The sequence below is a fragment of the Streptomyces sp. NPDC048496 genome, from assembly GCF_043200055.1.
GTDB lineage: Bacteria > Actinomycetota > Actinomycetes > Streptomycetales > Streptomycetaceae > Streptomyces.
In genome coordinates this window covers 113,882-140,675 of the sequence record NZ_JBICXB010000012.1, presented here as the reverse complement: position 1 = coordinate 140,675, position 26,794 = coordinate 113,882, and the positions used below count along the sequence as shown (strand labels likewise).

The 26,794-nt window shown below is 71.3% G+C and carries 21 protein-coding genes; 1 reads left to right on the top strand and 20 read right to left on the bottom strand.

The genetic code is table 11. The annotated features are described in order from the left end of the window. Window positions 1-29 precede the first annotated feature (29 nt). Window positions 30-710 (top strand): phosphatase PAP2 family protein, encoded by a 681-nt coding sequence (locus tag ACGFSA_RS15260; protein ID WP_393304275.1) that lies wholly within the window; start codon window positions 30-32, stop codon window positions 708-710. A 7-nt stretch (window positions 711-717) separates the two neighbouring features. On the opposite strand, the gene ACGFSA_RS15255 is transcribed toward ACGFSA_RS15260, so the two are convergent. From ACGFSA_RS15255 to ACGFSA_RS15160, 20 genes are read right to left on the bottom strand one after another with little or no spacing between them, the layout of a single operon-like run. Next, window positions 718-2,052, bottom strand: coding sequence for a glutamate-1-semialdehyde 2,1-aminomutase (locus tag ACGFSA_RS15255; protein ID WP_393304273.1), 1,335 nt, complete (start codon window positions 2,050-2,052; stop codon window positions 718-720). Window positions 2,053-2,059: 7 nt separating this feature from the next. After that, window positions 2,060-2,611, bottom strand: coding sequence for a dTDP-4-dehydrorhamnose 3,5-epimerase family protein (locus ACGFSA_RS15250; RefSeq protein ID WP_393304271.1), 552 nt, complete (start codon window positions 2,609-2,611; stop codon window positions 2,060-2,062). Further along, the gene (locus ACGFSA_RS15245) at window positions 2,608-3,849 is read right to left on the bottom strand and encodes a polysaccharide pyruvyl transferase family protein (RefSeq protein ID WP_393304269.1); all 1,242 of its coding nucleotides are present in this window, start codon (window positions 3,847-3,849) and stop codon (window positions 2,608-2,610) included. Before ACGFSA_RS15245 ends, ACGFSA_RS15250 begins: the two co-directional genes overlap by 4 nt. Then, window positions 3,846-4,793 (bottom strand): glycosyltransferase family 2 protein, encoded by a 948-nt coding sequence (locus ACGFSA_RS15240; protein ID WP_393304267.1) that lies wholly within the window; start codon window positions 4,791-4,793, stop codon window positions 3,846-3,848. The genes ACGFSA_RS15245 and ACGFSA_RS15240 overlap by 4 nt, the downstream gene beginning before the upstream one ends. Beyond that, a complete protein-coding gene (locus ACGFSA_RS15235; protein ID WP_393304265.1) occupies window positions 4,790-6,100 on the bottom strand; it encodes a hypothetical protein in 1,311 nt (436 codons plus the stop codon). Before ACGFSA_RS15235 ends, ACGFSA_RS15240 begins: the two co-directional genes overlap by 4 nt. 5 nt (window positions 6,101-6,105) lie before the next feature. Continuing rightward, window positions 6,106-7,389 (bottom strand): DUF4910 domain-containing protein, encoded by a 1,284-nt coding sequence (locus tag ACGFSA_RS15230; RefSeq protein ID WP_393304263.1) that lies wholly within the window; start codon window positions 7,387-7,389, stop codon window positions 6,106-6,108. Beyond that, complete coding sequence (locus ACGFSA_RS15225; RefSeq protein ID WP_393304261.1) at window positions 7,377-8,402, bottom strand: NAD-dependent epimerase/dehydratase family protein; 1,026 nt, start codon at window positions 8,400-8,402, stop codon at window positions 7,377-7,379. Before ACGFSA_RS15225 ends, ACGFSA_RS15230 begins: the two co-directional genes overlap by 13 nt. Before the next feature lie 3 nt (window positions 8,403-8,405). Next, window positions 8,406-9,053: a PIG-L deacetylase family protein gene (locus ACGFSA_RS15220; RefSeq protein ID WP_393304259.1), complete on the bottom strand. Its 648-nt coding sequence runs from the start codon at window positions 9,051-9,053 to the stop codon at window positions 8,406-8,408. Next, window positions 9,050-9,877, bottom strand: coding sequence for a glucose-1-phosphate cytidylyltransferase (locus ACGFSA_RS15215; protein ID WP_393304257.1), 828 nt, complete (start codon window positions 9,875-9,877; stop codon window positions 9,050-9,052). The genes ACGFSA_RS15220 and ACGFSA_RS15215 overlap by 4 nt, the downstream gene beginning before the upstream one ends. Further along, a complete protein-coding gene (locus tag ACGFSA_RS15210; RefSeq protein WP_393304255.1) occupies window positions 9,874-11,109 on the bottom strand; it encodes a class I SAM-dependent methyltransferase in 1,236 nt (411 codons plus the stop codon). Before ACGFSA_RS15210 ends, ACGFSA_RS15215 begins: the two co-directional genes overlap by 4 nt. After that, a complete protein-coding gene (locus ACGFSA_RS15205) occupies window positions 11,106-12,380 on the bottom strand; it encodes a glycosyltransferase (RefSeq protein WP_393304253.1) in 1,275 nt (424 codons plus the stop codon). Before ACGFSA_RS15205 ends, ACGFSA_RS15210 begins: the two co-directional genes overlap by 4 nt. Before the next feature lie 2 nt (window positions 12,381-12,382). Further along, window positions 12,383-13,615, bottom strand: coding sequence for an O-antigen ligase domain-containing protein (locus ACGFSA_RS15200; protein ID WP_393304251.1), 1,233 nt, complete (start codon window positions 13,613-13,615; stop codon window positions 12,383-12,385). Between the two features lies 1 nt (window position 13,616). Continuing rightward, entirely contained in the window at window positions 13,617-15,137 is a 1,521-nt protein-coding gene (locus ACGFSA_RS15195; protein WP_393304249.1) for a right-handed parallel beta-helix repeat-containing protein, read from the bottom strand. 8 nt (window positions 15,138-15,145) lie between these two features. Beyond that, window positions 15,146-17,098, bottom strand: coding sequence for an alginate lyase family protein (locus tag ACGFSA_RS15190; RefSeq protein ID WP_393304247.1), 1,953 nt, complete (start codon window positions 17,096-17,098; stop codon window positions 15,146-15,148). Beyond that, on the bottom strand, window positions 17,095-19,275 hold the full coding sequence (locus ACGFSA_RS15185; RefSeq protein ID WP_393304245.1) for a bi-domain-containing oxidoreductase: 2,181 nt from the start codon (window positions 19,273-19,275) through the stop codon (window positions 17,095-17,097). Before ACGFSA_RS15185 ends, ACGFSA_RS15190 begins: the two co-directional genes overlap by 4 nt. A gap of 25 nt (window positions 19,276-19,300) precedes the next feature. Next, entirely contained in the window at window positions 19,301-21,229 is a 1,929-nt protein-coding gene (gene asnB, locus ACGFSA_RS15180; RefSeq protein WP_393304243.1) for an asparagine synthase (glutamine-hydrolyzing), read from the bottom strand. A gap of 3 nt (window positions 21,230-21,232) precedes the next feature. After that, a complete protein-coding gene (locus ACGFSA_RS15175) occupies window positions 21,233-22,753 on the bottom strand; it encodes a Wzz/FepE/Etk N-terminal domain-containing protein (RefSeq protein WP_393304241.1) in 1,521 nt (506 codons plus the stop codon). Next, the gene (locus ACGFSA_RS15170; RefSeq protein ID WP_393304239.1) at window positions 22,750-24,150 is read right to left on the bottom strand and encodes a Wzz/FepE/Etk N-terminal domain-containing protein; all 1,401 of its coding nucleotides are present in this window, start codon (window positions 24,148-24,150) and stop codon (window positions 22,750-22,752) included. Before ACGFSA_RS15170 ends, ACGFSA_RS15175 begins: the two co-directional genes overlap by 4 nt. Then, window positions 24,147-25,412 (bottom strand): glycosyltransferase family 4 protein, encoded by a 1,266-nt coding sequence (locus ACGFSA_RS15165; RefSeq protein ID WP_393304237.1) that lies wholly within the window; start codon window positions 25,410-25,412, stop codon window positions 24,147-24,149. The genes ACGFSA_RS15170 and ACGFSA_RS15165 overlap by 4 nt, the downstream gene beginning before the upstream one ends. Beyond that, a complete protein-coding gene (locus ACGFSA_RS15160) occupies window positions 25,402-26,721 on the bottom strand; it encodes a nucleotide sugar dehydrogenase (RefSeq protein WP_393304235.1) in 1,320 nt (439 codons plus the stop codon). Before ACGFSA_RS15160 ends, ACGFSA_RS15165 begins: the two co-directional genes overlap by 11 nt. Window positions 26,722-26,794: the final 73 nt, after the last annotated feature.

The window sequence follows — 26,794 nt, the reverse complement described above, 5'->3', positions numbered from 1 at the left end:
ACCGCAGGTCGACCGGACGCGGTGGGCATGTGACCGGCCGGCCGGCGCCCGCGGTGCTGCCCCCATCGCTGCGCGCGTGGCTCGGGCTGATCGCGGCCCTCGCCGCGCTGGCGGTCGTCGTGCTCGGGGTCCTGTACGCCGGCCACAGCGAGCCCGGCAGCGTGGACGTGTGGATCCAGTCGGCGGTGGACGGTGTGCGGCCGCCGTGGCGGAACATCGCCCTGGCCATGGACTTCTTGGGGGAGCCCGTGGGAGCGGCGACGCTGGTCGTGGCCACCGTGACGGGCTGCCTGCTGCTTCGGCGTCCTCGCGCAGCGGTGCTCATCGTTGCCGGCGTCGCCATGGCCGTGGGGGCGGCGAGGCTGCTGAAGTACCTGGTGGGACGCACCATCCACGGCGACAATCTGTCCTACCCGAGCGGGCACACCGCCTTCCTCACCGAGCTCGCCCTCGTGGTGGCGCTGCTCGCGACCGGCCTGCTCGGCCTCGGCAGGACGGCCGGCACGTTACTCGTGCTCGCCGCGGCGCTGGTTGCCGGCGCCGCCATGGGCTGGGCGCAGGTCGTCCTGGGCGCGCACTACCCGACCGACGCCCTCGGCGGCTGGTGCACCGCGCTGGCGGTGATACCAGCGACCGCGTGGCTGGTCGACCGGATGGCTGACTGGCTGGGCGATGGGATGGCCGACGCCGGTCGGCGGGAGCGTCGCTGACGTCACGTCACGCCCGGCGGCGGAATACGGGCTTCACCGGTCGTCCGGCCAGCCAGGGGGTGGGGTCTGCGGCGTCCAGTGCCTTCCGGTACACCGCACATGCCTGGGCCACCACGTCGACGGTGTGATCGATGTCGGCGTCGCTGAGCGCGCTGCTCACCACGAACGACGGGGCCAGCACCCCGCCCGCGAGGAGCCTGCGCAGGAACAGGGTGCGGTACTGCTGCGACGGCTGCCGGTTCTCGTCGAGGGTGGCGAAGACCAGGTTGCTGGCCCGGCCTTGGACGACGATGTGGTCGCCGACGCCCATGCCGGCCGCGGCGTCGCGGACACCGGCGGCCAACCGCTCGCCGAGGGTGTGGAGCCGCGCGGTGACGCCCTCTTCGACGTAGGTGGTGAGCACGGCCATCGCGGCGGCCAGCGAGTGCGTTTCCGCACCGTGCGTGGTGGACAGCAGGAACACCCGGTCGCCGGAGTGACGCAGCCCGCCCCGCTCCATCAGATCGCGGCGCCCGGCCAGCGCGGAGACGGCGAACCCGTTGCCCAGTGCCTTGCCGAACGTGGAGAGGTCGGGGACGACGCCGTACAGGCCCTGGGCACCGGACTCGGACCAGCGCAGGCCGGTGATCATCTCATCGAAGATCAGTACGCAGCCGTGCCGGTCGGCCAGTTCGCGGAAGCCCTCGAGGTACCCGGGCGGCGGCTCGGTGTGACCGGCAGGTTCGAGGATCAGACAGGCGACCTCGTCCTGGTACCGGGTGAGCAGCTCCTCCGTGGCGGCCAGGTCCCCGTAAGGGAACGCCACGGTGAGTTCGGTGGTCGCCGCCGGAATACCGGCGGACATCGGCGTGGTGCCGATGAACCAGTCGTCGACGGAGAAGAACGGATGGTTGCCGCAGATGGCCACCCGCGGGCGCCCGGTGACGGCGCGGGCGAGTCGCACCGCGGCGGTGGTGACGTCGGAGCCGTTCTTCGCGAACTTCACCATCTCGGCGGTCGGCACCGTGGCCAGGAAGCGTTCCGCGGCCTCGACCTCCACGATGGACGGCCGGACGAAGTTGCTGCCGCGGTCGAGTTCCCGCCGCACCGCCTCGATCACGCGTGGGTGGGCGTGGCCGAGGCTGACCGACCGCAGGCCGGAGCCGTACTCGACGTAGCGGTTGTCGTCGATGTCCCACACGTGGGCACCGCGGCCGTGGCTGATGACCGGGGCCAGGTTCTCGGGGTACTGGTCGTCGCCCTTGGCGTAGGTGTGCGCGCCCCCGGGGATCATGGCGTGCAGCCGCTCGTTCGCCATCCGCGACCGGGGCAGGAGGAACTCTTCGGTGCCTTCGGTGTCCATGCCGACCTCAACTCTCTTTTTGCTGCAGGGCTTCGGCGAGGCAAGGCGCCTCCCGGTCCCGCTGGGACATCGATGTGACCGGTAGCGGCCAGAGAATGGCGAGCTCCGGGTCGTCGAAGGCGATCGTCACGTCCTCGGCCGGATCGTGCGGGCGGTCGATCCGGTACGAGGTGTCGGTGGTCTCGGTCAGCGCCTGGAAGCCGTGCGCGCACCCCGCCGGGATGTACAGGGTCACCTGCGTCTCGCCGGACAGCTCGAAGAAGGCCAGGTTGCGGTACGTCGGCGAGTCCGGCCGCAGGTCCACGACGACGTCGAAGATCCTCCCGTACGAGCACCGCACCAGCTTGGCCTCGCCGGCGCCGGAGCGCAGGTGCAGGCCGCGCAGCACGCCCCGGACCGAGCGGGACAGGCTGTCCTGGACGAAGGCGTCCGGGTCGAGGCCCACCGAGCGGACCACGTCGGCGTCGAAGGTGCGGCAGAAGAAGCCGCGTTCGTCGGCGTACGGCGTCGGCTCGAAGAGGTACGCGCCGGTGATCTCCGGGACTTCGGTCGCCTTCATGGAGCCTTCCGCAAGGTGTGGGCGTGCTTGGTCGCCGGGAACAGGGCCGCGGTCAGGGAGTTGAACTGGTGCTCGAGGTGCCGGGCGGCTGCCAGGTTCCGCTCGGTGAGGGTCTGCCGCAGTTCGGCCGAGCGCTTCTCCAGCGCACGGAACTGCTCGAGGAGCCGGTCGGCGTCGACCTCGCGCGCCGGGTGGCAGTACGCGCCTAGGCCCATCTCCGCCATGAGCGAGTCGCTCTTCGCCGCGTAGCAGAGAGCGAGCACCGGCGTACCGGTCTTCAGCGCGCAGATCAGGTTGTGGTACCGGATCGCCACCACGCTGTCGGCGGCCGCCATCTCCTGCATCAGGTCGGCCAGTGAGGACGTCTCGGCAGCGGTGACCAGCGGAGAGTGCACCGTGTCGAGGATCGCGGCGACCGCCGACGCGTCGCACTCGTCACCGGTGAGCAGCCGGACGGCCCTGCCCTCCTCGACCAGGGCGCGGACGAACCGGACCGTCCCGTCGAGGTAGCGCCGGTGTATCTCGTCGGCCCGGGCGCGATCGTCGTTGCCGCCGTGGAAGTCCATGACGCCGACGCAGACCGGGCCCGGCGGGGCGGACGGGTCCCAGTGCGCGCTCACCCGCGGCGCCGGCAGGGCGAACGCGAGGTCCGGGTAGACCTCGTCGCGCGCGGTGTCCACGCCCATCGCCCGCATCGCGTCGCGGGACTGCGCGTCCCGGTACGACCGGTATGCGGCCAGCCGCGCCGACCAGCGCACCAGGGCCCGGGTCGGCCGGTCGCCGATCGTCGCGGCGCCGACGCTGACCAGCGCCACCCGGGTGCGCAGCAACCGGCCACTCGCGCAGAGCAGGAACAGCGAGTACGGGAAGCCCCACGGCCGCAGCGGCAGCGTGGCCTCCAGGACACCCATGCCCGGCACGATCACCACGTCGTGCCGGCGCACCCAGGCAGCGGTGCGGAAGACGTCGACGAGTTTGCCCAGACCCTTCGCCACGATCGCGCCCGCGCGCGACGCGGTCCGGTACTCCCCGCGGTACCAGTGCAGCCGCGTCGCGGGGATCCCGAACCGGGTCGTCACGGCCTCGGGTCCGCCGCACAGCGCGTCCACGACCGCGTCCGGGTGTTCGGCGCGGAGGTACCCGAGCACGGCCTCCAGCGACCCGTCGTTGCCGAGGTTGCCGGAGCCGAGCAGCCCGAACACCCCCACGCGCACCGGAGTCTCGTTCGCGGGTGTCATGTCTGCCTCCGCTCACGGCCGGCGACGAGGGCGTCGACGGAGATGGTGAGCCGGCCCGGGTCGACCGGGGCGCGGTCCTCGACCCGCTCGCCGGCGTCCGGCCGGACCCGGCTGGTCATCCACGCGGCCAGGTGGCGATAGCACGCGCGCCGGTCGGCCCGGGACAACGACGCCCGCCGGATCGCCGAGACGAAGCCCCAGACGTACTCGGCGAGCAGCCGGGGCGTCGGGTGCAGCGGGCCCGCCCGGCGCGGGTCCAGATTGACGCACCGGGAGCGCTTGGACGGGTTCGCCCGCTCGGCGCGGGTGGGGTGGTCGCGGCGGAAGTACAGCAGCTCCGGCACCTGGTGGAAGGAACCGTGCAGGGTGATCTCGGCGACGTACGTGCGGTCCGCGTGGTGATAGCTGTCCATCGGTTTCACCCGGCGCAGCACATCGGCCCGCATCACCCCGTAGAAGTCGTCGCCACCCGGCTCGAACAACAGACTGCGGAAGCGCTCCGGCGCGTGCGGGGAGTCGGTGGCGAGCGTGTACTCGTAGGGGACCTTCACCTCGCCGTCGCCGTCGATGACCGCCTGGCCGGTGTGCGCGAGGATCACGTCCGGCCGCTCGTCCAGCGCCTCCACACAGCGCCGCAGCAGGTCCCGGCCGTACAGGTCGTCGTGCGAGGCCCACTTGAACAGCTCGCCTCGGGACTCGGCCAGCACATGGTTGTGGTTCGGCGTGGCGCCGATGTTCCGGGGCAGCCGGAGGTACCGGACGCGCGAGTCCCGCGCGGCGTACTTGCGGCAGATGGCCTCGGTCCCGTCGGTCGAGGCGTTGTCGGAGACGACCAGCTCGAAGTCGTCGTAGGTCTGGCCGAGCAACGCGTCGAGCGATTCGGTCAGGTACTCCTCGCCGTTGTACACGGGCAGGCCGATGCTCAGCCTGGGTTGGGCGGTCATGAGGTCCTCACTTCGGGGATGGGATTGCGGTGGCGCTCGCGCAGGGCGGACCGCAGTTGCAGCCACCACACGGCCGAGCCGCTGATGGTCGCGGCGGCGACTCCCCAGGCCGAGCCGACCGTTCCGGCGGCGGCCGCCCCGCCGAGCCCGCCGCCGACATAGCAGGCGGAGGCGAACAGCTGGCAGCGCAGGCTTCGCCGGGCCGAGCCGAGCGCGCGCAGCCCGGCCGCCGCACCGGTGCCGAGGCCGACGCCCGCGACGCCGAGGGTGATCGGCACGATGAGCTCCGAGGCGGAGTGCCAGACGCCGCCGAGCACCAGCTCGCCGAAGCGGCCGGGCATCAGCAGCAGCGCCGCGCCCCAGAGCAGCGCGCCGACCGCCTGCCCCCCGCCGAGGAGGAGGCAGAACGGGCCGAGCCGGTGCGGGGCCTGCCGTAGCACCCGTGCCGCCTCCGGGACGGTGACCAGCGAAAGCCCCATGAGCACCGCCAGGAACGGGCCGAGCAGGAGCTCGGCGCCCCGCACCGCACCCACCGCGCCGACCCCGACGATCGCGCCGAGCCCGTACGCCCGCAGCTGGCTCGCGCCACTGAGGCTGACGTTCTCGGCCAGGTACCGGTAGCCGAGATCGCGCTGCTCGCGAAGCCACCCGCGCGCCTCGGTCATCCGGGGCCGGATGCCGGACTGGAAGTAGCCGTACCCCGCCGCCACCGTCGCGGACGCACCCCAGGCGAGCACGAAGGCGGCCACACTGCCCACCCGGGCCGCCACCACCATGGCCGGGACGAGTGCGACGCCCCACACCACGTCGTTGACGAACGCCTTCCGCCCGTTGCCGGCGGCGAAGAACGAGAACCGCCAGGCGTCCTGGAGCAGCAGCCCCGGCAACATGACACCCAGGGCGGCGAACGCGGGCCCCACGCGTCCGCCGAGGCCGAGCCCGGCCATCAGACACAGCGCGCCGAGACCGGCACCGACGCCGAGTGCGGTACCCGTCGACCGGCCCACCGCCGCGCGCCAGGACGCGCCCGGCACGCCGCTGAAGCGGACCACGAGCGGATCGGTGGCCAGCCCGCGGGAGACGTTGAGCACCACGCCGTACGTCACCCAGGCGAGGCTGAACACGCCGAACGCGGTCACGCCCAGCGACCGGGCCACGTAGATGCCCACCGCGAAGTTGCTCACGCTGGAGGCCGCCTGGTCGGCCAGCCCCCAGGACAGCCGGCCGACCATGGCCCGCTTGGCGGTCCCCCCGGCGCGTTCCGCCGGGGCCGCCGATGCCATCGTCTTCTCCCCCTCGATGGTCATCGGCGTCATCCCTTGATCAGCCCGGCGCCGTGCAGGGCGCCGGCCGCGGCGGCGACGGTGTCGAACGGCAGCCCGGACCGCTCGGCGACGTCCAGCAGACTGTGCTCGCCGTCGGAGAGGCTGAGCACCCAGAGCATGGCCATCTGGGCCTGCTTCGCGTTGCTGCGGCCGCCGAGCGAGTCGTACAACCCGCGTCGGCCCAGCTGTGGCTCGCCGTAGGGGCTGAGGTTGACGTACTGCCGGTTGCGGTCAAGGACGGCGAATGCCTCGCGGCAGACGGCGAGGGTGTCCGCCATCGCCTCCGGGGAGACGAAGTCCGGGTTGTCCGCCGAGGTGTGGTACTCGGGGTAGCCGGCGTACGGGGTCCGGCTGAGCGAGCCCACGCCGAGGTCGAATCCGGGCGAGCAGTACTGCCGCTCGTCGTAGCCGTACGGGGTGAACTCGGTGACGTGGTGCGGGCGTTCGGAGGCGGCAAGCACGTGCCGCATCACCCGGTCGATCTCCGCGTCGCCGCGTCTGCTCTGTTTGTAAGTCAGTTGGCCCGGGTCGCCGGCGCAGGCCAGCACAAGGCCGTGCTTGACCCGTTCCATCCGCTCCGCGTTGCGGGCCAGCCAGGTGATCGCCCCGATGGTGCCGGGCGCGTAGATGAACCGGTAGGTGTAGTAAGGCGTTTCCTGCGCCAGCGCGCGGGCCAGGAACGTCGCCACCGCGATGCCGGCCAGGTTGTCGTTGGCCAGCGACGGGTGGCAGACGTGGCAGGAGACGATCACCTCGTCGGTGACCTGCCCGGGGACCACGTGCTCGGCGTAGGTGAGGTGGCCGTCCGCGAGTGTGGAGTCGATGCGGACCTCGTACTCGCCGTCCGGCATCGAGTCTAGGGTCTCCTGGGCCAGGCAGAATCCCCATTCCGGCTTGTAGTAGCTGGTGCGGTACGGCACCCAGGCCGGGTGGTCCGGCAGGGTGTGCAGGTGCGCGCGAAGCTCGGCCAGCGGCATGGTCGCCGACACCGGCACGCTGTAGCCGAGCACGTGCAGGCTGGAGGCGGCGAAGTCGACGACCCGGTTGCCGGCGGTGTCGGCGATGTACGCGTCCCGGATGTTCCACTCCTGGGGCACCGTCCAGTCGAGCACTTGCGTCCCGGTCGGCACCTCGTGCACCTGCAGCGGGACGTACTCGCCGACGATCTCCAGGGTGGCGCGGACACCGTCGCCGGTGATGCTCCGGCACAGCGGGTACAACCGCTCCACCAGCGCGTGCATCTCCTCGCCGGCCGCTGTCATCGGCGCCACCGCAGGGTGTCGTCGACGGCGCCGGCGTCGGACGCCGCGCGCAGCACGGCCAGCCGGGTGAAGCGCTGCTCGAAGTCCTCCCGGGTCAGGCCGTGTTTCCGGTAGGCGTCGGCGAGTTCGAGCGCGCCCCGCTTCACCGTCCACTCGCAGTCGAAGCCGGGCACCGCGGCGCGGAACCGGGAGAAGTCCACCCGGTACGAACGCGGATCGGCACCGTTCTCCCCGGTGATCACCACCTTCGCGCCGGACACCGCCTCGGCGACCTGCTCGGCGATCTCGGCGACCGTGACGTTGTTGATCTCGCTGCCGATGTTGAACGCCTGGTCGTGCACCGATTCCCGCGGCGCGACCAGCGCGGCCGCGAAGGCCCGTGCGATGTCGGCGGCGTGCACCAGCGGGCGCCAGGGGGTGCCGTCGGAGAGCACCAGCACCTCGCCGGACAGGAGCGCGTGGCCCACCAGGTTGTTCAGCACGATGTCGGCGCGCAGCCGGGGTGAGTAGCCGAAGGCGGTGGCGTTGCGCATGTACACCGGGCTGAAGTCGCCGTCGGCGAGCGCGTGCAGGTCGTCCTCCACCCGCACCTTGGACTCCGCGTACGGCGTCACCGGGCGCAGCGGCGCGTCCTCGGCCACCAGGTCGTCGCCGCCGGCGGCGCCGTAGACCGAGCACGTCGACGCGTACAGGAAGCGCCGCACCCCGGCCTCGCGGGCCAGCGTGGCCAGCCGTACGGACGCGTGGTGGTTGATGTCGTAGGTGAGCTCCGGCGCCAGCGATCCCAGCGGGTCGTTGGAGAGCGCGGCCAGGTGGATCACGGCGTCCACCCCGGCCACGTGTTCGGCCGTGACGTCACGCAGGTCGACCCGGGGCCCCGGCGGGTCGGTGGGCGTCGGGCCCAGCACAAAGTCGGCGAACAGGCCGGCGTCCAGCCCGACGACCTCGTGTCCGGCGGCCGTGAGGACCGGGGCCATCACGGTTCCCAAGTAGCCCTGGTGCCCGGTCAGTAGTACGCGCAAGGTTCATTCCTCCAGGTTGAGAGTGAGTTTGGTGACGGCGAACGCCTCGGCGTAGCGCGCGTGGCTTTCGATGCCGCGGATCCGGGCCAGCCCGAGGAAGGCTTCCCGGTCGTACCAGGGCCGGTGCTGCTGCGAGGGGTAGTGCTCCTGCAGCAGCCGCACCTTTTGTTCGGCGATCTCCGGCGACAGCGGCTGGTACGCCGCCGGACGGCCGAGGTCGCCGTCCCACTTGACGATCTCGTAGCCGAGCACGAGGTGGTCGCGGAACGCGGTGGTCATCAGCTTCGCCAGGCCGCGGTGATCCTGGTGCGCGTCATCGGTGCGCGGGGCCAGCACGAGATCCGGCTCTGTCCCCGCGCGCAGCTCCTCGACCGCGGCCTTGGCCTCGTCCCAGCGCGCGGGCAGCCGGCCGTCCGGCAGCTTGTGCACGGTCAGCCGCAGGTCGGCGCCCGGGCAGAAGGCGGCGAGCGCGGCCTGCTCCTCCTGCTCCCGCTCGCTGCCACCGCCGGAGAGCACCAGCGCGTCGACGCGGATACCCGGCCGCGCGAGGCACATCGTCAGCAGCGTGCCGCCGGCGCCGATGGCGATGTCGTCGCAGTGCGCGCCCACCGCGACGATCCTGTCCAGGCGCCCGGCCCCGAGCCGGATCACGCCCTCGCTCCGGCACCGTGCCTGCTGCCGGTCGCGCTCGCCCCCGCGCCGTCCCGTTCCCACACGGTCCACGGGCGGTCGCCTTGGGCGTAGGCAGCGTCGAGCGCGGCCCGCTCCTTCACGGTGTCGGTCGGCTTCCAGAAGCCGCGGTGCTGGTGCGCCACCAGCCGTCCGCGCTTGGCCAGTTGGGCGCAACCGTCAGCGACCAGGTCCCCGTTCTCCGGGATGTGGTCGAAGACCTCCTGACGGAGCACGAAGTAGCCGCCGTTCTCCCACAGCGGCATGTCACTCACCGCGGTGATGCCTCCCACCAGGCCGTCCTCGCCCAGTTCCACGCAATGGAACGAGGACTGCGGCGGCACCACCATCATCGACGCACCGGCGTCGCGCCGGGCGAACCGGTCGATCATCTCCGGCAGCGGGGCATCGGTGAGCACGTCGGCATAGTTGGCGAGGAACATCTCGTCGCCGTCCAGGTGGTGCCGCACCCGGCGCAGCCGCTCCCCGATCGGTGACTCGACGCCGGTCTGCGCGAACGTGATCGTCCAGTTGGCGATGTCGGTGGACAGCAGCTCGGTCCGCCCGCCCCGCAGCACGAAGTCGTTGGACGTCGTCTCCTCGTAGTTGAGGAAGAAGTTCTTGATGTGGTGAGCCCCGTACCCGAGACACAGGATGAACTCCGTGTGCCCGAAGTGTGCGTAGTAGCGCATGACGTGCCAGATCAGCGGTCGCGGGCCGACCATCGCCATCGGCTTGGGCGTGTCGTCGGAGGCTCCGTTGCGCATACGCAGCCCGTAACCGCCGCAGAACAGAACGACCTTCATGGCTTGACCTCGACAATGCTCAGTTCCGGGATGGGAAAGACGAGCCGGCCGCCCCACTCGTGCACGAAGGACAGCTGCTCGACCAGCTCGTCCCGCAGGTTCCACGGGAGGACGAGGACGTAGTCGGGTTTGTCGGTGCTGATCTGCTCGGGCGGCAGGATCGGGATGCGGGTGCCCGGGGTGAACCTGCCGTGCTTGTAGGGGTTGCGGTCGACCGTGTACGGGAGCAGGTCGGGCCGGATGCCGCAGTGGTTGAGCAGGGTGTTGCCCTTGCCCGGGGCGCCGTAGCCGACGACCGTCTCGCCGCGCTCGGCCGCCTCGATGAGGAACCGCAGGAGGTCTCGGCGCACCTTGGCCACCCGAGCGGAGAACTCGGTGTACCCGGACAGCTCCTGCAGCCCGGCGGCCTTCTCCCGGTTCAGCACGTCGGCCACCCGACGGGTCGGCTCGCCGGCCACCTCGGCCGGCCGGGCCCACAACCGGATGGATCCGCCGTGCGTGGGCAGCAACTCGACGTCCACGAGCGCGAGTCCGCCGCTCGCCAGCGCCCGGATCGCGGACGCGACCGTGTAGTACTGGAAGTGCTCGTGGTAGATCGTGTCGTACTGGTTCTCCTCGATCAGGGTCAGCAGGTGCTGCACCTCGATGGAGAGCCAGCCGTCGTCGGCGACCAGGGCGCGCAGCCCCCGGGTGAACCCGACCACGTCGGGGATGTGCGCGTACACGTTGTTGGCCACGACCAGGTCCGCCGGGCCGTGCTCGGCGCGGACGTTGGCGCCGGTTTCCGGGGCCAGGAACTCCGTGAGCGTGGGCACACCCGCGTCCCGTGCCGCGGCGCCTACGTTCACCGAGGGCTCGATGCCGAGGCAGCGGATCCCGCGGTCCACCACATGCCTCAACAGGTACCCGTCGTTGCTCGCGACCTCGACCACGAAGGCGTCGGGGCCGAGACCCAGCCGGTGTACGGCGTCGGTGACGAACGTGCGCGCGTGCTCCACCCAGGAGGTCGAGTAGGAGGAGAAGTAGGCATACTGCGTGAACGTCTCCTCCGGCGTGATCAGCGGAGGGATCTGCGCGAGCCAGCAGTCGGTGCAGACCCGCAGATGCAGCGGGTACGCCGGCTCCGGCTGGTCCAGTTGGTCCGCGGCGAGAAAGCTTTCACACGGCGGGGTCGTCCCCAGATCGACGACGCTCTCCATCGCCGCCGAGCTGCAGAGTCGGCATCGTGTCATTTACTGCTCCCATCTCTGCTCGCGCGGGTGCCCCGCCGCGAGCCAGCGTTTCCGTTCCCTACCGGCGGCGCGCTGTCCCCGCCGCCGGACCGACCCGCGATCGCGGTGCGGTATCCCTCCACCAGGCGCTCCAGCCCGACGGCCGGGCTGAAGTGCTGCTCGTAACGGCGCCGGGTCGCCTGGCCCATCTCCCGGTTGCGGGCCGTCTCGGCCGTGATCCGGCGCAGGCAGGACGCGAGCGAGGCGGGCTCGCCCGGCCGGTGCAGCAGCCCGGTCACCCCGTCCTCGACGAGTTCGACGAAGGCGCCGTGACCGGCGGCGACGGCCGGGACACCCGCCGCCATCGCCTCCACGACCACCAGGCCGAACGCCTCCAGCCACGTGGAGGGAGCCACCACGGCGATCGACCGCGCGATGGCCTGCCGGCACTCCGCCTGGTCGTACAGGCCGACGTACCGCACGTCGTCCCGGCCCGCCGCCCAGGCGGTCACCTCTCGCTCCAGCGGCCCCGCGCCGGCGACCACGAGCGGCACGCCCACACCGCCGCCGACGGCGATCTCGTCCCACGCGGCCATGAGCAGCCGCACGCCCTTGGCCTCCGCGAGCCGGCCGAGATAGAGCAGATGCTCGCCATCGCCATCTCGGCGGGCGCCCGGTTCGGGCACGAAGTTGTGCTTCACCGCCAGCCGCTCGGCCGGCATGCCGGCCCGCACCAGGACGTCGCGCTGCGCCGCGGAGATGCAGAAGAACCGCTCCACGCCGGACCACCACCGCCGTCGGTTGACCGACAGGCTGACCGCGAGCGGCACCGTAGCCAGCCGGGAGCTCCGGTAGCAGCCGTGCCGGACGGCGGGCAGCGGAGCGGACCCGACGCACTCGGTGCACGGCCGGCCGTCCCGCTGCAGCGTGCCGGGCGGGCAGACCTGGGTGTAGTTGTGCAGCGTGGCGACGGCGGGCACGTCGGCGTCGGCGCAGGCGGCCAGCACCGCCGGCGACAGGAGCGGGAAGACGTTGTGGACGTGCACCACGTCCGGCCGCTCGGTGCGAAGCCGGGCGGCGAGCTCCGCGCGGACCGCCGGGTTCCACGGCACCAGCAGCGGTACCGCGACCTTGCCCAGCAGGGATCGGGCAGCGATGTCGTCGCTGCGCCGCTCGAACACTTCGACCCGGTGGCCGGCCCCTCGCAGCAGTGCCACCTCCTGGTCGACGACCTTGTTCTCCCCGCTCGGCTGCGCCGAGGCGTAGCGGTTGTGCACCACGAGGACGTGCATGCTCAGGTCACCTCCGATCTCTGGGCCGATCGCGGGACGCGTCGTCGAGGGACTTCGGGCGTCGAGAGGGGAGTGGCCGCGGCAGGTGCCGCCAGCAGTGAAGCGGCCACCGCCAGATGCAGCAGATACGGCGAGGCGTCGCCCAGCCCGGCCTCGGTGTACGACGCGATCGCGCAGTAGCTGATCAGGAAGATCGCGCAGGCTCTCGACAGCGACGGTGGCCGCAGCAACGCGACGCCGCCCAACACGATGATGATCGCCGCCACCAAGGCGACGCCGGTCATACCCTGCTCGTTGTAAACGGCCAGCCAGCTGTTGTCGATCGGCAGCCCGCCGAACGACTTGTCGCCCAGGCCCGCGCCGAACAGGTACTCCGAGGTCGTCCGGGGTGCTGTCAGCAGGGCGTCCCAGACCTTGGCCCGACCGGTGAGGCTGGTGAAGTACTCCTGGCTCTGTCCGCGCAGGAACCACGCCTGCAGCGCGGAGGCGAACCCCACCGCGGCCACGGCGGACACCAGCACCGCCCAGGCGAAGAACCGGCGGGCGGCGGCGCTGGTCAGGACGAGCGAGCCGATCGCCAACGCCAGCCCGACGAGCAGGCCGAGCGTGGCCGTCCGGGTATGGGTCAGCGCGAGCAGGACGAGTGACGGCACGATGACCACCGCCGCGCTGGCCTTGTCGGTCCGGCGGCCCAGAACGAGCAGCACGGTAAGCCCGATGATCACCGCGGCGTACTGTCCGATCTGCGGCGGGGTGAGCGGCCACAACGCGCCGACCAGCCGCCCGCCGTAAGTCTCGGGCATGGCCGCGCCCGGTGAGATGACCAGGCCGGCGGCCACCGACCCGAGCACCGCGAAGTACATCCGGATGTGGTGCCGGAGGAACGTCAGGCCGCCGTCCCACCAGCGGCTGAGCAGCCACAGCGTGCCGACGAAGAGAGCCAGCCGGGCGCAGCGGAACAGCGCGCCGAACCCGGACTCCAGGTTCGCGCTGGAGATCACGCTCAGCACCAGCAGCAGGGTGAGCAGGAACACGAAGGCGCTGGCTCGGATGCGCAGCCGGAGATTGACTGCGAGCACCAGCGAGAACGCGGCGACCAGCGAGCCCATGGTGACCATCTGGATGAGGGAGCGGGGCAGCGGAATGATGGTCTTCGCCCCGGCGGAGCCGAGCGTGTTGAGGATCAGCAGCCCCCAGACTGTACCGACGATCTTCGGTGTGTGGTCCGTGCTCATCTCAACCACCGTCCCCTGCGCGGAAGGTGCTGCCCGCGTCCTGCTGGTACGGCGCGCCCTGCCACTGCCCGGAGTTGAGGATCCGGCTCGGGTCGTGGGCGACGAATTTCCATGGTCCGAGGTAGACGTTGTCGTGCCAGCGGTTGTGCTGCTTGTGGGTGATCGCCTCAGCCACCCGCTCGCCCTGGTACGGCGACCAGTCCGGATAGGTGCCGTAGTTGGCCAGCACTGCCATTCGGTCGCACTTCACCGTGCAGTCGAGGACGGACTTGTCCAGCACGAAGCGGTTGCCGTGGATGTCCACCCGCTGGGTCTTCCACCGGCAGTCGGCGTAGAGCGGTGCGGTGGCGATCGCCGGCTGTGCGCAGCGGTCGGTGCTCTTCACCAGCAACGTGCAGTCACCGGACGAGGTGTTGGCCGGGCTGTTGCAGAACCGGTCGGCGTTTTCCCACAGGGTAATCCCGTTCCAGTTGTTCTCCAGCACGTTCCGGTAGATCTCGATCTTGTCCGTGCGGGCTCGGATCCGTGGTTCGCCGCCGGACTCGGACAGGTAGATGGTCGCGAACGGGAAGTTGTCGTCATGGTCGGCGTACTTGCGGCCCTCGACCCAGTTGTTCCGCCGGATCGTGTTCTTCCGGATGACCGCGTTGTAGCTGGTCTCGTAGATCAGCGCGGCACCGTCGTTTTCCTCGAGCACGTTGTCCTCGATGCGGAAGTCGTTGTTGTTGGTGTCCGCCCACAACCCGGTTCCGCGGTTGTCGTGCACCCAGTTGCCGCGTACGTCGGCGCCGTTGACGGCCCAGAACTTGATGCCTCCGGTGCAGCCGCAGCCCTTCCGCCGCTGCTCCCAGTCGTCGGTGTTGTTGCCCACGATCTCGTTGCCCTCGACCACCAGGCCGCTGATACGGCCGGTGGCCTTGTACGCGTTCATGCCGTACTGACCGTTGTCGCGCAGGCAGCTGGCGCGGACTTGCTGGCGTGCACCGGCCATCAGCCCGGCGCCGGAGTTGTGCTGGATCGTCGCGTGCTCGATCACCCACTCGTCGGCCGAGTCATGGTTGACCACGCCCTCGTCGCGCGGCGCCACGAAACGTTGCACGGTCAGGTAGCGGATGGTGACGTTGCGGGCGGTACCGCCGAACGCGTACTGGTTCTTCTTCCGGCCGTCGAGCACCGCGCTCGGCGCGCCGAGGTAGCGGTTCCCCTCCTTGGGGATGACCTGGGCGTAGCGGTCCGGGTCGAGCCTGTGCTTGCCCGGTCGAAGCCAGAACGTGGTGCCCGGGGGGCTGCTCTTGGTCTTCTCAGCCAGGTCGTTGACCACGGCGGGGTCGACCGTCACCGCGCCCGCCGGCGCCTTCGCCGGTCCGGCCGCGGGCTTGGCGCACACCCGGGCCGCGGGCGTGGATGGCGCAGCGGCCGGCTTTGCCTGGGCGCCCGGCGTGCTCTCACAGCCGGTCGCCGCCAGCAGGGCCAGCGCCAGCGGTACCGCCGCCAACGCCCAGTGCTGCCTCTTGATCCCCATGCGCCCCCCTAGCCGCGGAACCTGAGTACGGTGGTGAACCCCTCCGCGCCGTCGGCGAAGCCGGTGCCGATCAGCGTTGTGGTGGGTTCCTTGCGCCCGAAGCCGGCGGAGTACCAGCCCAGCGGCGGGTCACTCTCGCCGCGATGCGCCCGCCAGCACAGCTGCCCGGGCAGGTCGAGCGCCGCGGAGCGGTCCTCGCCGTCCCGGGTCCAGGTGAGCACTGCCCGGTTCCCCACCAGGTCCGCGGCGATCGCCGGGCCGAGGTGGAACGCCAGGTGCACGGCCCGGCGCGGGCCGCGCACCTCGTCAACCACCCTCAGCTCCTGGCTCGCGGCCGTCAGATCCACCCGGCGGCGGTGCACGGAGCGCTGGTAACCGTCGTGCTCGGCGCACCATCGGGCCGTCCCCCCATCGGAGGCGCCGGATGTGTCCGCGACCAGGACGTTGCTGCGGGCATGCCGGGTCCACAGGAACGGGCCGCCGGAGACGGACTGGTCACCGCCATCCAGTTGCAGGGTGTTGTGGCCGAGGGTCGACCGGAAGTACTGCCGCCACTCGGGCTGCCCGTGGTAGCAGAACGTCCCCGGGTCGGCGAGCACGTCGACCCCGTCGTGCCGGACCTCCACGGATAGCGCGTCCGCGTGAGCATGCGCGGCGATGGACAGGAATCCGTGCGGACCACCGTCGCAGCGGCACCAGATCTCCGCCGGACCACGCAGGATGGTCATGCCCGCGTCGGCGAAATGGGCCGGTCGGCTTGCCGGGCGGGACACGGCCGGTGCGGTGGGCCGGATGAGCGCGGCCAGCAGCGGGGTGCGCACATCGGTGCCGGTCACCGCCGGCCACCAGTCGAGCCGACCGAACACCGCGTCCCCGGTAGCCAGCAGCGAGGCCCAGCGGTCGGTGCCCGTGCCGTCGACGACCAGACCGTGCCCGTCGTCCGCGTCCCCCTGGCGCGGCGGCCGTAGCCGGCTGTCCACGATGGCCGCGAGCGCGTCGGTCATCCGCAGCAGCACCAGCCGGATCGACGCGGGGACCGGCCTGCCTGCGGCATCCGCCTCGGCCACCGCGGCCAGGCCGAGCTCCAGCACCAGTCCGTGATACTCGGTGGCCAGCTCGCGGTTGAGACCGGAGCCGAAGGTGTTGCCTCGCAGATGCCGCTCCAGCGACCGCAGCGCGTCGGCTCGCCAACGCGCCGAGGAGGGGAACCACCCGAACGCGCAGGCTGCGGCGAACTGCCCGGCGGCCTCGGCGATGACGTGGTTGTTCGCCGAAGACCCCCGGCTGGGGAAGGCGGCCAGCCAGCGCTGGTGGTGCCAGATCTGGTTCACCGCCACCGGGTTGCCCTCGAACAGCCCGGCCGCGCCCGGCCAGCCGTCGAGCAGCCGGCGGATCCACACCCAGGACAGCAGCCGGATGCCCAGCTCGATGCCGCTGATCCAGTGCACCCCGCGCAGCGGTGGATTGGCCGCCCACCACGACCGCAGGTGCGCGGCCACTCGCTCGGCGTACCGCTCGTCCCCGGTGATCGCGTAGGCGGCGGCGAGCACGGTGAGGTACTGATGCCGGGACAGCTCCCAGATCTGCTTGATGTCCCCGACCGCGGCCTCGTTCCGGTACGGCACGTCGAAGGCGTAGCCCCACGGAGCCCGGCGCCCGGTCTTCGGGTCGTACCACCAGTCCGGGTCGGCCAGGTCGTCGCGGTCCACCCCGAAATACTCGGCGTGCCCGGCCATCAGCCGGTCCGCCTCGGCGATGAGACGTTTCGCGGCGTCCGGTGGCACCGCGGCGATCGTCCCTGCGGGCAGTACCGCGGTGAACCGGGTGCCGGTCACGCTCGGGCAGTCCGGCCGGGTCGACCGCCACCGCCGCCTGCGCACCGCGTCGCCCACCCGGCCGCCGACCTCCCGCGGTCTCATTCGGGACAGCCGCCGCAGGTACCAGCCCGCGCTCATGGTCATCGCGCCCTCGCCAACGTCACCGGCGCGCCGCCGGCCAGGCCGGCCTGCACGGCGAGGGTGGCCGCTGTGGTGGCGGCCAGCGACTCCAGCGGCACCGGCATCGGCCCGCCGGTCCGCACGGCCTTGATGAACGCGGCCAGCTCGGCGGACTGGCCCTTGTCCCGGGCCTTGGGCAGCCGCGAACTGACCCACCGCTTGCGGCCGTACACCGAGGCACGGACGAAGTCGTCGAGCCGCAGCACTTTGTTGTACGCGACGAGGTCCAGCGTCTCCTTGGGGAAGCTGGGCGCGCCGGTGGTGACGTAGCTGATGGTGGCGGTGGACCCGTCCGGGTAGTGCAGCACGACCTGCAGGTCCTCGTTGCCGGACGTGGCGACCGCGTACACCGATACCGGGTCGGCCTCGAGCAGCCAGCTCGCCGTGTCGATGAAGTGTCCGCCCTCGCCGGCGAAGCGCGAGCCCTCGGTGCCCTGTTGGAGGTACCAGCTGCCGTGCTGCAGCCGGCCCGCGTTGACCAGGTAGCGCAGGCTCGCCGGACCGGTCCGGGCGCCGAACCGCTTCCTGGCCTCCTGCAACAGCGGCGCGAACCGGCGGTTGAAGCCGACCTGCAGCCGGTCGTTGCCGGACTCCTCCACCGCCGCGAGCACACCGGCCAGCTCGTCCTCGGTGAGGGCCAGGGGCTTCTCCACGAACACCGTCTTGCCGGCAAGGAGCGCCCTGCGGGTCAGTTCGGCGTGCGAGCTGTGCCGGGTGACGACGAACACCGCGTCGATGGACTTGTCGCCGAGCACGGCGTCGAGATCGGTGGTCGCGTCGGCGAAGCCGAACTTTCGCTGCGCGTTGGCCGCGGACAGCGCCGTCGTGGTGACGACTGTCGACAACTCGACGCCGTCGCGTTGTGCCAGGTGCGGCAGCAGCATCGACGTCGCGTAGTTTCCCGCGCCGACGAACGCGAGGCGCACCGGCGTCTTGGCGGACCGGGCCGGGGTGGGCGCTCCGCCGCTGCGTCGCACCGCGGGCACGGCCACCGCCGGGGCGTCCGCTTCCCCCTTGTGTTCGCGGTACCGGAACAGCACAGCCACGGCCTTGAGGTCGCCGTCCTTCAGGCGCTGGTACGTCTCGACGGCGTCATCGAAGTCAGCGATGTGGGAGACCAGGGGCTCCACGTCGACGCTGCCCCGGGCGACGAGATCGAGGAAGCACGCCAGGTTGCGGCGCTCGGTCCAGCGCACGTATCCGATCGGGTAGTCCCGCCCCTCGAGCTCGTACTCCGGGTCGTAGCGCCCGGGGCCGTACGAGCGCGAGAACCGGACGTCGAGCTCCTTCTCGTAGTACGCGTTCCACGGCAGGTTCAGGCGGCACTTGCCGATGTCGACGACCCGGCCGCGGTCCCGGCAGAGCCGCGCGGCCAGCTCGACGGGCTGGTTGCTGCCGCCGCCGGCGGCCAGGTACACCTGGTCCACGCCATGACCGCCGGTGAGTTCGGCGACGACGGCTTCCACGGCCGCGGACGCGGGATCGCCGCAGGCCGCGGCGCCAAGGCGTTCGGCCAGCTCGCAGCGCACGGGGTCGGGGTCAACACCGACGACGCGGACTCCCGAGGCGGCGAGGAGCTGCACCACCAGCTGCCCGATCAGCCCGAGGCCGATGACCAGCGCCACGTCGCCGAGTTGCGGCTCGCCGCGGCGGACGCCCTGCATCGCGATCGACCCGACGGTGCCGAAGGCCGCGTGTCGCGGCGCGAGGCCGTCCGGCACCCGGGCGTAGAGGTTCTTCGGCACCCAGTTCAGCTCGGCATGCAACGCGTGCTCGTTGCCGGCGCAGGCCACGAGGTCGCCGACCGCCACGTCGTCGATCCCGGTGCCGACCTGCTCGACGACCCCGCACAGCGAGTAGCCCAGCGGCGTGTAGGAGTCCAGCTTGCCCATCACCTTGCGGTAAGTGGCGGGCACCCCGTTGGTGGCCACGCTCTGCATGACCTTGGCCACCTGGTCCGGCCGGGAGCGGGCCTTGCCCAGCATCGACATGCCGGCCTCGGACACCTTCATGAGCTCGGTCCCGGTGGAAATCAGCGAGTAGGCGCTGCGGACCAGCACACCGCCCGACTGGCACCCCGGCACCGGCACGTCGAGCACCGCCAGCTCGCCGCTCTTGTAGTTCTGCACAACCTGTTTCACCCGAGCTCCTCTTGTTTCTATGCCGTTAAGCCGTCTGGCTCTGGCCGGAGCCAGAGGTCGCGCCGCGATACCAGTACTCCAGGGTCAGCACGTGCCACAGATGCTTGGAGAAGTCCCGCTGCCCGGCGGCGTCCTCGGCGACCATGCGCGCCAGCGCGTCGCGGCGCAGGAACCCGGAATTGACGAGCACGCCGTCGTGCACCACCTCGCGCACCAGCGGTGCCAGATCCCGGCTCATCCAGGCGCGCAGCGGGGCGCTGAACAGGCCCTTCGGCCGGTACACGATCTCCCGGGGCAGAATCGAGGTGGCCGCCTCCTTGAGGACGGCCTTGCCCTGTCGTCCGACGATCTTGCGATCGCCGGGCACGGCGAACGCCGCCTTGACCACCTCGACGTCCACGTACGGCACGCGTACCTCGGTCGACGCGGCCATGCTCGACCGGTCGGTGTACGTGAGGTTCAGGCCCGGCAGGAACATCCGGGCGTCGCCCAGGCACATGCGGTTGACGAAGTCGTCGAGGTTGTTGTCCTGGTAGACGTCCGCGTGCTCGGTCAGCACGTCCTCGACCGTCCCGGCCAGGTCCGGATCGAGAAGGGCGAGCAGCTCGTCCTGGTCGTACATGGTGTAGCTGCGCCGGAACGCAGTCTCCTCCGGCAGATCGGCGAAGGAGAGGAACCGCTTCGCGAAGCGCACCGACCGGTACCCGCGGCGGGACGTGGCGACCGGCAGCCGGTCCACGGCCCTGGACAGGCCGCGACGCAAGGGCCGCGGGACGCGCTGATAGCGCAGCGCGAGCAGGTTGGCCAGGTGCTTGCGGTACCCCGCGAACAGCTCGTCGGCGCCCATCCCCGAGAGCATCACCTTGACCCCGGCCTCCCGAGCGGCCGAGCAGATCAGGAAGGTGTTGATCGCGGCGGGATCGCCGATCGGCTCGTCCAGGTGGTACGTCATCTGAGGCAGCAGGTCGAGCACGTTCGGGGCGATCTCGATCTCGTGCAGGTCGACGCCGAACTGCTCGGCCACCTTCCTGGCATAGCGCAGGTCGTCCGGCATCGCCTCGAACTTGGCGTCCTCGGCGCGGAACCCGATCGTGTAGGCGGAGATCTCGGGTCGGTGGCGGGCCGCCAGCGCGGTCAGCCAGCTTGAGTCGAGGCCGCCGGAGAGGAAGGTCGCCACCGGTACGTCGGAGAGCAGGTGCTGCCGAGTCGACTCCTCGACGATGGCGGCCAGGTTCGGCCGCTCGCCGCTCCGGGCTCGCTCCAGGCCCTCGGCGGCGACGTCCTTCAGGTGCCAGTACCGGCCGCGCTCCACCCGGCCGTCGCGCCGGCACCTCAGCCAGCTCCCCGGCGGCAGCTTCTCCGCTTCGCGGTACGCGCACCGTGAGTCCGGCACCCAGTAGTACAGCAGTGAGGCCACCAGCGCCGCGTGGTCCACGTCCAGCGACCTGCCGGTCGCGGCGGCGAGCGCCTTGAGCTCGGAGGCGAACACCAGACCCTCGCCGCGCCGGAGCAGGAACAGCGGCTTGATGCCGAGCTGGTCGCGGGCGAGCACCAGGTCACCGGTTCGCTCGTCGAAGATCCCGAACGCGAACATGCCGCGCAGCCGGGGCAGGCAGTCCGTGCCCCAGCGCCGCCAGGCCTCGAGGAGCACCTCGGTGTCGGAGGTACCACGGAAGCGCACCCCGGCGGCGGCCAGTTCGGCACGCAGCTCGGGCGCGTTGTACAGCTCGCCGTTGTACGTCAGGGCGAGGCCGTCCGAGACCATCGGCTGGGCGCCGGTCTCGGACAGGTCGATGATGGCCAGTCGGCGGTGCCCGAGGTGCACTTCGCCCTCACCGACGGCGTGGCTGTACCGGCCCGCCCCGTCCGGACCGCGGTGGGCGAGGGTATCGGTGAGCCGGTCGGTCACGACCTTCCCGTCCGGCCATCGGTAAGTGCCTGCGATGCCACACATGTCCTACCGCGCCTCCTGGTCGCTGTCCGGGACCCGTGGCGCCCACATCGGCGGCCGCTCAGCCCGCCGTCGGCCCGTCCCGTTCTGTCGGGCCAGCCACTCGTTCTGGCCGCGCAGCGCGGTGTGCAGCCCGTCCCACAGCGTGCCGTCGGTCCGGTCACGCGGATCGGGGTCGATCAGCACCACACCGATCACCGGAATGCGCTGGTCCGCGAGCTGCCGCGCCACGGTGTGCAGCCATGCGGCGCTGCTGTGCCCGGCACGCACGACGAGCACGGTCTGAGTGCCGAGGTACTGGAGGTCGGTCCACGCCGCGCCGGGCGCCACCGAGCCGACGCCGAGCCGGCGCTCCTGATGCGACACGGCCGCGGCACGCTCGCCGCTGACCACCGTCGGATCTCCCGGCTTCGGGCGGCGCTTGGCGAGCTGCGGGCCGGGCAGACCATCGATGATGACCACTGGCCCATCCGCCACCAGTGCCCTGGCGAGGTCCAGCGCGATCACGCTCGTGCTGCGCGCACAGCCCAGTTCCAGCAGCGACACCGGTTCCGCGGAGCCGCGCACGGTGCGGGCCAGTGACGCGGTGAGCCGTTCGCGTGCCGCCCGGATCCGTCGGCGCTGCCACAGCCTGCCCGACCGGCGGGGCAGCTCCGCGATGACCGAGGCGCCCAGGTTCGCCGCGATCTCCCTGCGCAGCACGGGGCGGTCCGCCACCACCGTGCCGACCGCGGCCACCGCGAGCCCGAGGACGAGCCCGAGGACGAGCCCGATCGCGGCGTTGGTGGCAGCGGCCCTGGGCAGGGAGTGCCGCACCGCGCGCGGGGCGTCCACGATTTGTGTGCCGGCGATGAGCTGGGGCGTGCCGATGCGTGCCTCCGCGGCGCGCTGGCCGAAATCGGTGATCCGCGAAGTGAGTTCGGCCCGGCGGGCGAAGAGCGACTCCAGGTCGGACGACGCCGTCGGCCCACTCTCCGGCGATCCGTTTCCGATGGCCTTGTTGACCTTGGCGAGATCGTCCCGCATTCGGTCACGCTGGTCGAGCAGGGCCTTGGACTCGGCGTTCGCGGCTTCCTGTATCCGCCTCACATGGTCCGCGACGAACGCATCGGCCAGCGCCTTGGCGCGGGTCACCGCTTCCGCGTCGCTGTCACCTGTCACAGTGATCTGCAGCAGGTTGTTGGTCAAGCCGATGACCCCGTAGTCCTGCATGAAGTCCTCTGGTTTTTCCGGGGAGTCGAGGGACTTCAGGGCCTTGTCGGCGATCCGCGTGGTTTGCAGCAGCGCGGCGTCGGTGCGGATCAGCGTTCCGGGGTCGTTCGGCTGGTCCTCCTGATGCGCGACCAGCACCTTGGTCACCGCGGTCGGCGGCGATGGCAGCAGGACCGCCACCGCGGCGCCGACGAGCAGTCCCAGCAGCGCCATGGAGCACCAGAGGCGGCGCCGCCTCCGCACCGCCACCACCAGCGCCTGCAGGTCCAGCAGCGGAGCGGCGGCAGACGACTCCGAAGATGTACTCGTCGTCACCTTGAACCTCCCGTTGCGTCGCCGCCAACCGCGAGCGCCGGCACGGCGGCATCCCATGGATGGCCGGCGGACCGCGTCGAACTGACCCGGACCGTGTCGGCGAGGACGATGCCGACGATCTCGTGCTCGGCGTCCGCACACGCCTCGGCGATGCCGGCGAGTTCCCCTGCGGTCCAGCTGCCCGCGCTGAGCACGATCAGGACGCCGGACTCGTTGTCGCGGTCCGGGACCATCGGCTGGGACACCGAAACCCCCACCACCCGCAGCATGGGGTATCCCCTGCTCGAAGAGCTTGGGGAAGGATCGCTCTCGGCCTCGGCGACGAGCTGCCCGGCGGCCCGGCGGGCGATCTCGTCGCCGTCCGGGACGACAACCAGCGGCCGCCGGGGGGCCGGCAGCTGGTCCCGGAGGCGGGCGCACACCCGCCGGTAGCGGATCTGCCTGCTGGCCTCGTCGCCGGACGTCTGCGGGGTCGGTAGGTCCCACCGGATGTCGACGCCCAGCAGCCGGCGGATCCGGGCCCGCGGGCCACGGTCTTCCGGCCGGTGCGCGGACGGTTCATCAGGTACGTCGACGGTACCCAGCAGCGCCGAGCCCAGCGCCGCGGCGATCTCCGGTTCGGTGCGCAGTCGGCGACTCATCCGTGCGGCGGTGAGATGGCCGATGACCGCGAGCAGGAAGAACAGCAGTGCCCCGGCGACGATGAGCTGGATCCTCGTCGGCGGTGCCTCGCCAGCCGGCCGGGCCGCCGGTCCCATGACGACCATGTTGACCTTGGTGGCGGCCGGGTCGGCCTGGTCCAGCTTGTTCATGGCCTCCTGCAGCGAGGTGCGCAGCTTCTCGAGCTCGGTGCGGGTCTGCACGCTCTCCACGGTCTGCCCCGGATCGGCCGCATCGGCCAGCTCGGTGATGCGTAGGTTGGTCTCCGCCACCTGCTTCCGCAGCGCCTCGGTCCCCGACGCCGCGTCGGAGTCGGTGCTGCCGCCTGCGATCCGCGCGGCGTAGCTGACGAACTGCTGGGCCATCCGGTCGGAGAGCTGCTGCGCGCGCTTGGGGGTGTCGGCCGTGCCCGAGATCTTGATGACGTTCCCGTCAGCGGCCTTGGCGCTCACTCGGTCCCGCAGGTCGGCGCTGCTGACGCCCTGCCAGTCGAGCGTGGCGGCCGCGCGGTCGGCCACCGAGGAACTGGTCGCGATGTCCACCTGGGTCAGCAGCTCGCGCTCTCCCCACTGTCCAGGCAACAGTACCGATGCCGACGCCGTGTATCGCGGCGGAAACAGCAGCACCGAGGCACCGTAGCCGACGAGCGCGCCCACCACGGTGAGGACGGCGAGAAGCCGCCAGCGCCGGCGGAGAATCCGCCCGATGGTGACCAGGCGGATCGTGTCATCGTTCAACGCCGCGTCCTCTTCCCTGTTCGGACCGTCTTGCCCGCCGACACCGGGGCGTGGTCACGGCAGGCAGCGGCGTAGGCGGCGATCAGCGACGCTTGCGAGTTCCGCCAGGAGAGCGACCCGCTGATCCGCTCCTGGCCGATCTTGCCCATCAGGGCCCGCTTCTCCGGATCGTCCATCAGCAGCGCGATGAGCCCGGCGAACGCGGCCTCGTCGTTGGCGGGCGCGTAGACGGCGGCGTCACCGGCGGAAACTCGCGCCTCCCGGAGGTCGAACGAGACGATCGGCCGGCCCATCACCATGTACTCCAGGACCTTGTTCATGGTCGACACGTCGTTGAGCGGATTGTGCGGGTCGGGGGAGAGACACACGTCCGCGGTGGACAGGTAGCGCACCAGATCGGCGTCCGGAATGCGCCCGGTGAACTGCACCTGCTCCGAGAGCCCGAGCCGCCGGGACAGCTCCACCATCGCGTCGAAGGTGTCGCCGGCGCCGACGAACACCGCATGCCAGTCGGTCCGCCCGAGCTCGTCGCGCAGCTTCGTGAGGGCCCGCAAGGCATAGTCGACGCCGTCCTGCGGGCCCATGACGCCGAGGTAACACAGCAGATGAGGCTTGCCGCGCTTCAGCTCCGGCTCGGGCGGCACCGGTTGGAACCGGTCGATATCGGGCGCGCTGCGCACCACGAAAACGTCCTCCGGCCGCCGACCGCCACGGCGCACCGCGACGTCCCGGTAGCTCTCGTTCGTGGCGAGCACGACGTTCGCGGTCCGGTAGGTCAGCCGTTCCAGCGCGCGCACGGCGCGGTAGAGCAGATCCTCGCCGCGGTCGAACCGGGAGAGGTACAGCTCGGGTACCAGGTCGTGCTGGTCGAAGACGAATCGCGCCCCGCGCCGCTTCAGCCACAGTGCCGGCAGGAACAGCAGGTCGGGCGGGTTGCAGGCGTGGACCACGTCGACCGGGCCGACCTTCCGGGCCAGCCGGACCGTATGCCACAACGCCGATCCGTACTCCCGCAGGTAGCCGGCCGGCCCTCCGGTGGCCGCGCGCAACGGGTAGCGGTGGATCCGCACCCCGTCGATCTCCGCCTCCGGCTCCGTGTCCCGCTTACTCCCCTGGGGACAAATGACGTGCACCTTCCAGCCCGCGTCGCGCAGTGTCGTGCACTCCTGCCACACCCGCCGGTCGAACGGCACCGACAGGTTCTCCACCAGGATCAGCGCGCACCGGTCCGCCCGGTCGCCGCTGGTCGTGTTACCAAGCAAGGCCCATGTACCCCGGTTCGGCCCGGCGCGTCTCGGCGTCGGGAAGGTGGATGAGGTCGACAATCACCGGGCCGTCGGCGCCATGGGGCAGCGCCGACAGCACGGCCGGATCCCTGGTCCCGACGAGGCACACCTCGGCGTGCTCAAGCACCTCGTCGACGGAATCCGCGAGCAGCTGCGCGAGGTGCGGCAGCCGGGTCTCGATGTACTCGCGGTTCGCGCCGAGCAGCCGGGAGAGGCTCACGTTGGCGTCGTAGATCCGCAGGTCGTAACCCTTGCCGAAGAGCCTCTCCGCCAGCTCGACGAGCGGGCTCTCGCGGAGGTCGTCGGTGCCGGGTTTGAAGGACAACCCGAACAGGCCCGCCCGGCGCTTGCCGGTGCGCTCGACCAGCTCCACCGCGCGCTGCAGATGCGCGGAGTTGGAGTGCAGCACGTGGGCGAGGATGGGCACCGAGACGTTGGCCCGCTGCGCCGTGTGGACCAGGCTGCGCAGGTCCTTGGGCAGGCAGGAGCCGCCGAAGGCGAAGCCGGGCCGTAGGTAGGCGGGGCTGATGTTCAGCTTGCGGTCGGCCAGGAACACGTCCATCACCTGGTGCGAGTCCACCCCGAGCGCCTGGCACACCGCGCCCAGCTCGTTCGCGAAGCCGATCTTGAGGCCGTGGAACGCGTTGTCCGCGTATTTGATCGCCTCGGCCGTCGGGACCGGTACCCGGAACACCTCGCCGGGCAGGCCGTCGTACAGCGTCAACACCGCATCGCCGCTTGCCGGGTCGAGCTCGCCGATGACGGTCCTGGGCGGGTCGAAGAAGTCCCGCACGCTCGTGCCCTCGCGCAGGAACTCCGGGTTGACCGCGACCCCGATGTCCACCCCGGCCGTGCCGCCGACGTACTTCTCCAGGATCGGTACCAGCAGGTTCAGGCAGGTGCCCGGGAGCATGGTGCTGCGGAACACGACGGTGTGCCGCCCACCCCGCTCGGCCAGCGCGGCGCCGATCTGCTCGGTGACCCGCTCCAAGTACCCGGTGCACAGGCTCCCGTTGGGCTCCGACGGCGTGCCCACGCAGACCAGCGACACCTCGCTGCCCATGATCGCCTCGCGGACGTCGCCGGTAGCGCGCAACGCTCCGGTCCGCACGACCTCGGCGATGAGCTCGCCGATACGCTCCTCGACCACCGGGGCCTTGCCGTCGTTGACCAGGTCGACCTTCACCTGGTTCACGTCCACCCCGATGACCTCGTGACCCATGCTGGCCAGGCACGCGGCCGACACGCAGCCCACGTAGCCGAGCCCGAAAACGCTGACTCTCATGACCCGTTCCTCTCCCCAGGCAGGCCCTCCCGGCCTGCGGTCCGGGCGCCGGCCGGATGGCGACCCCCGCGCA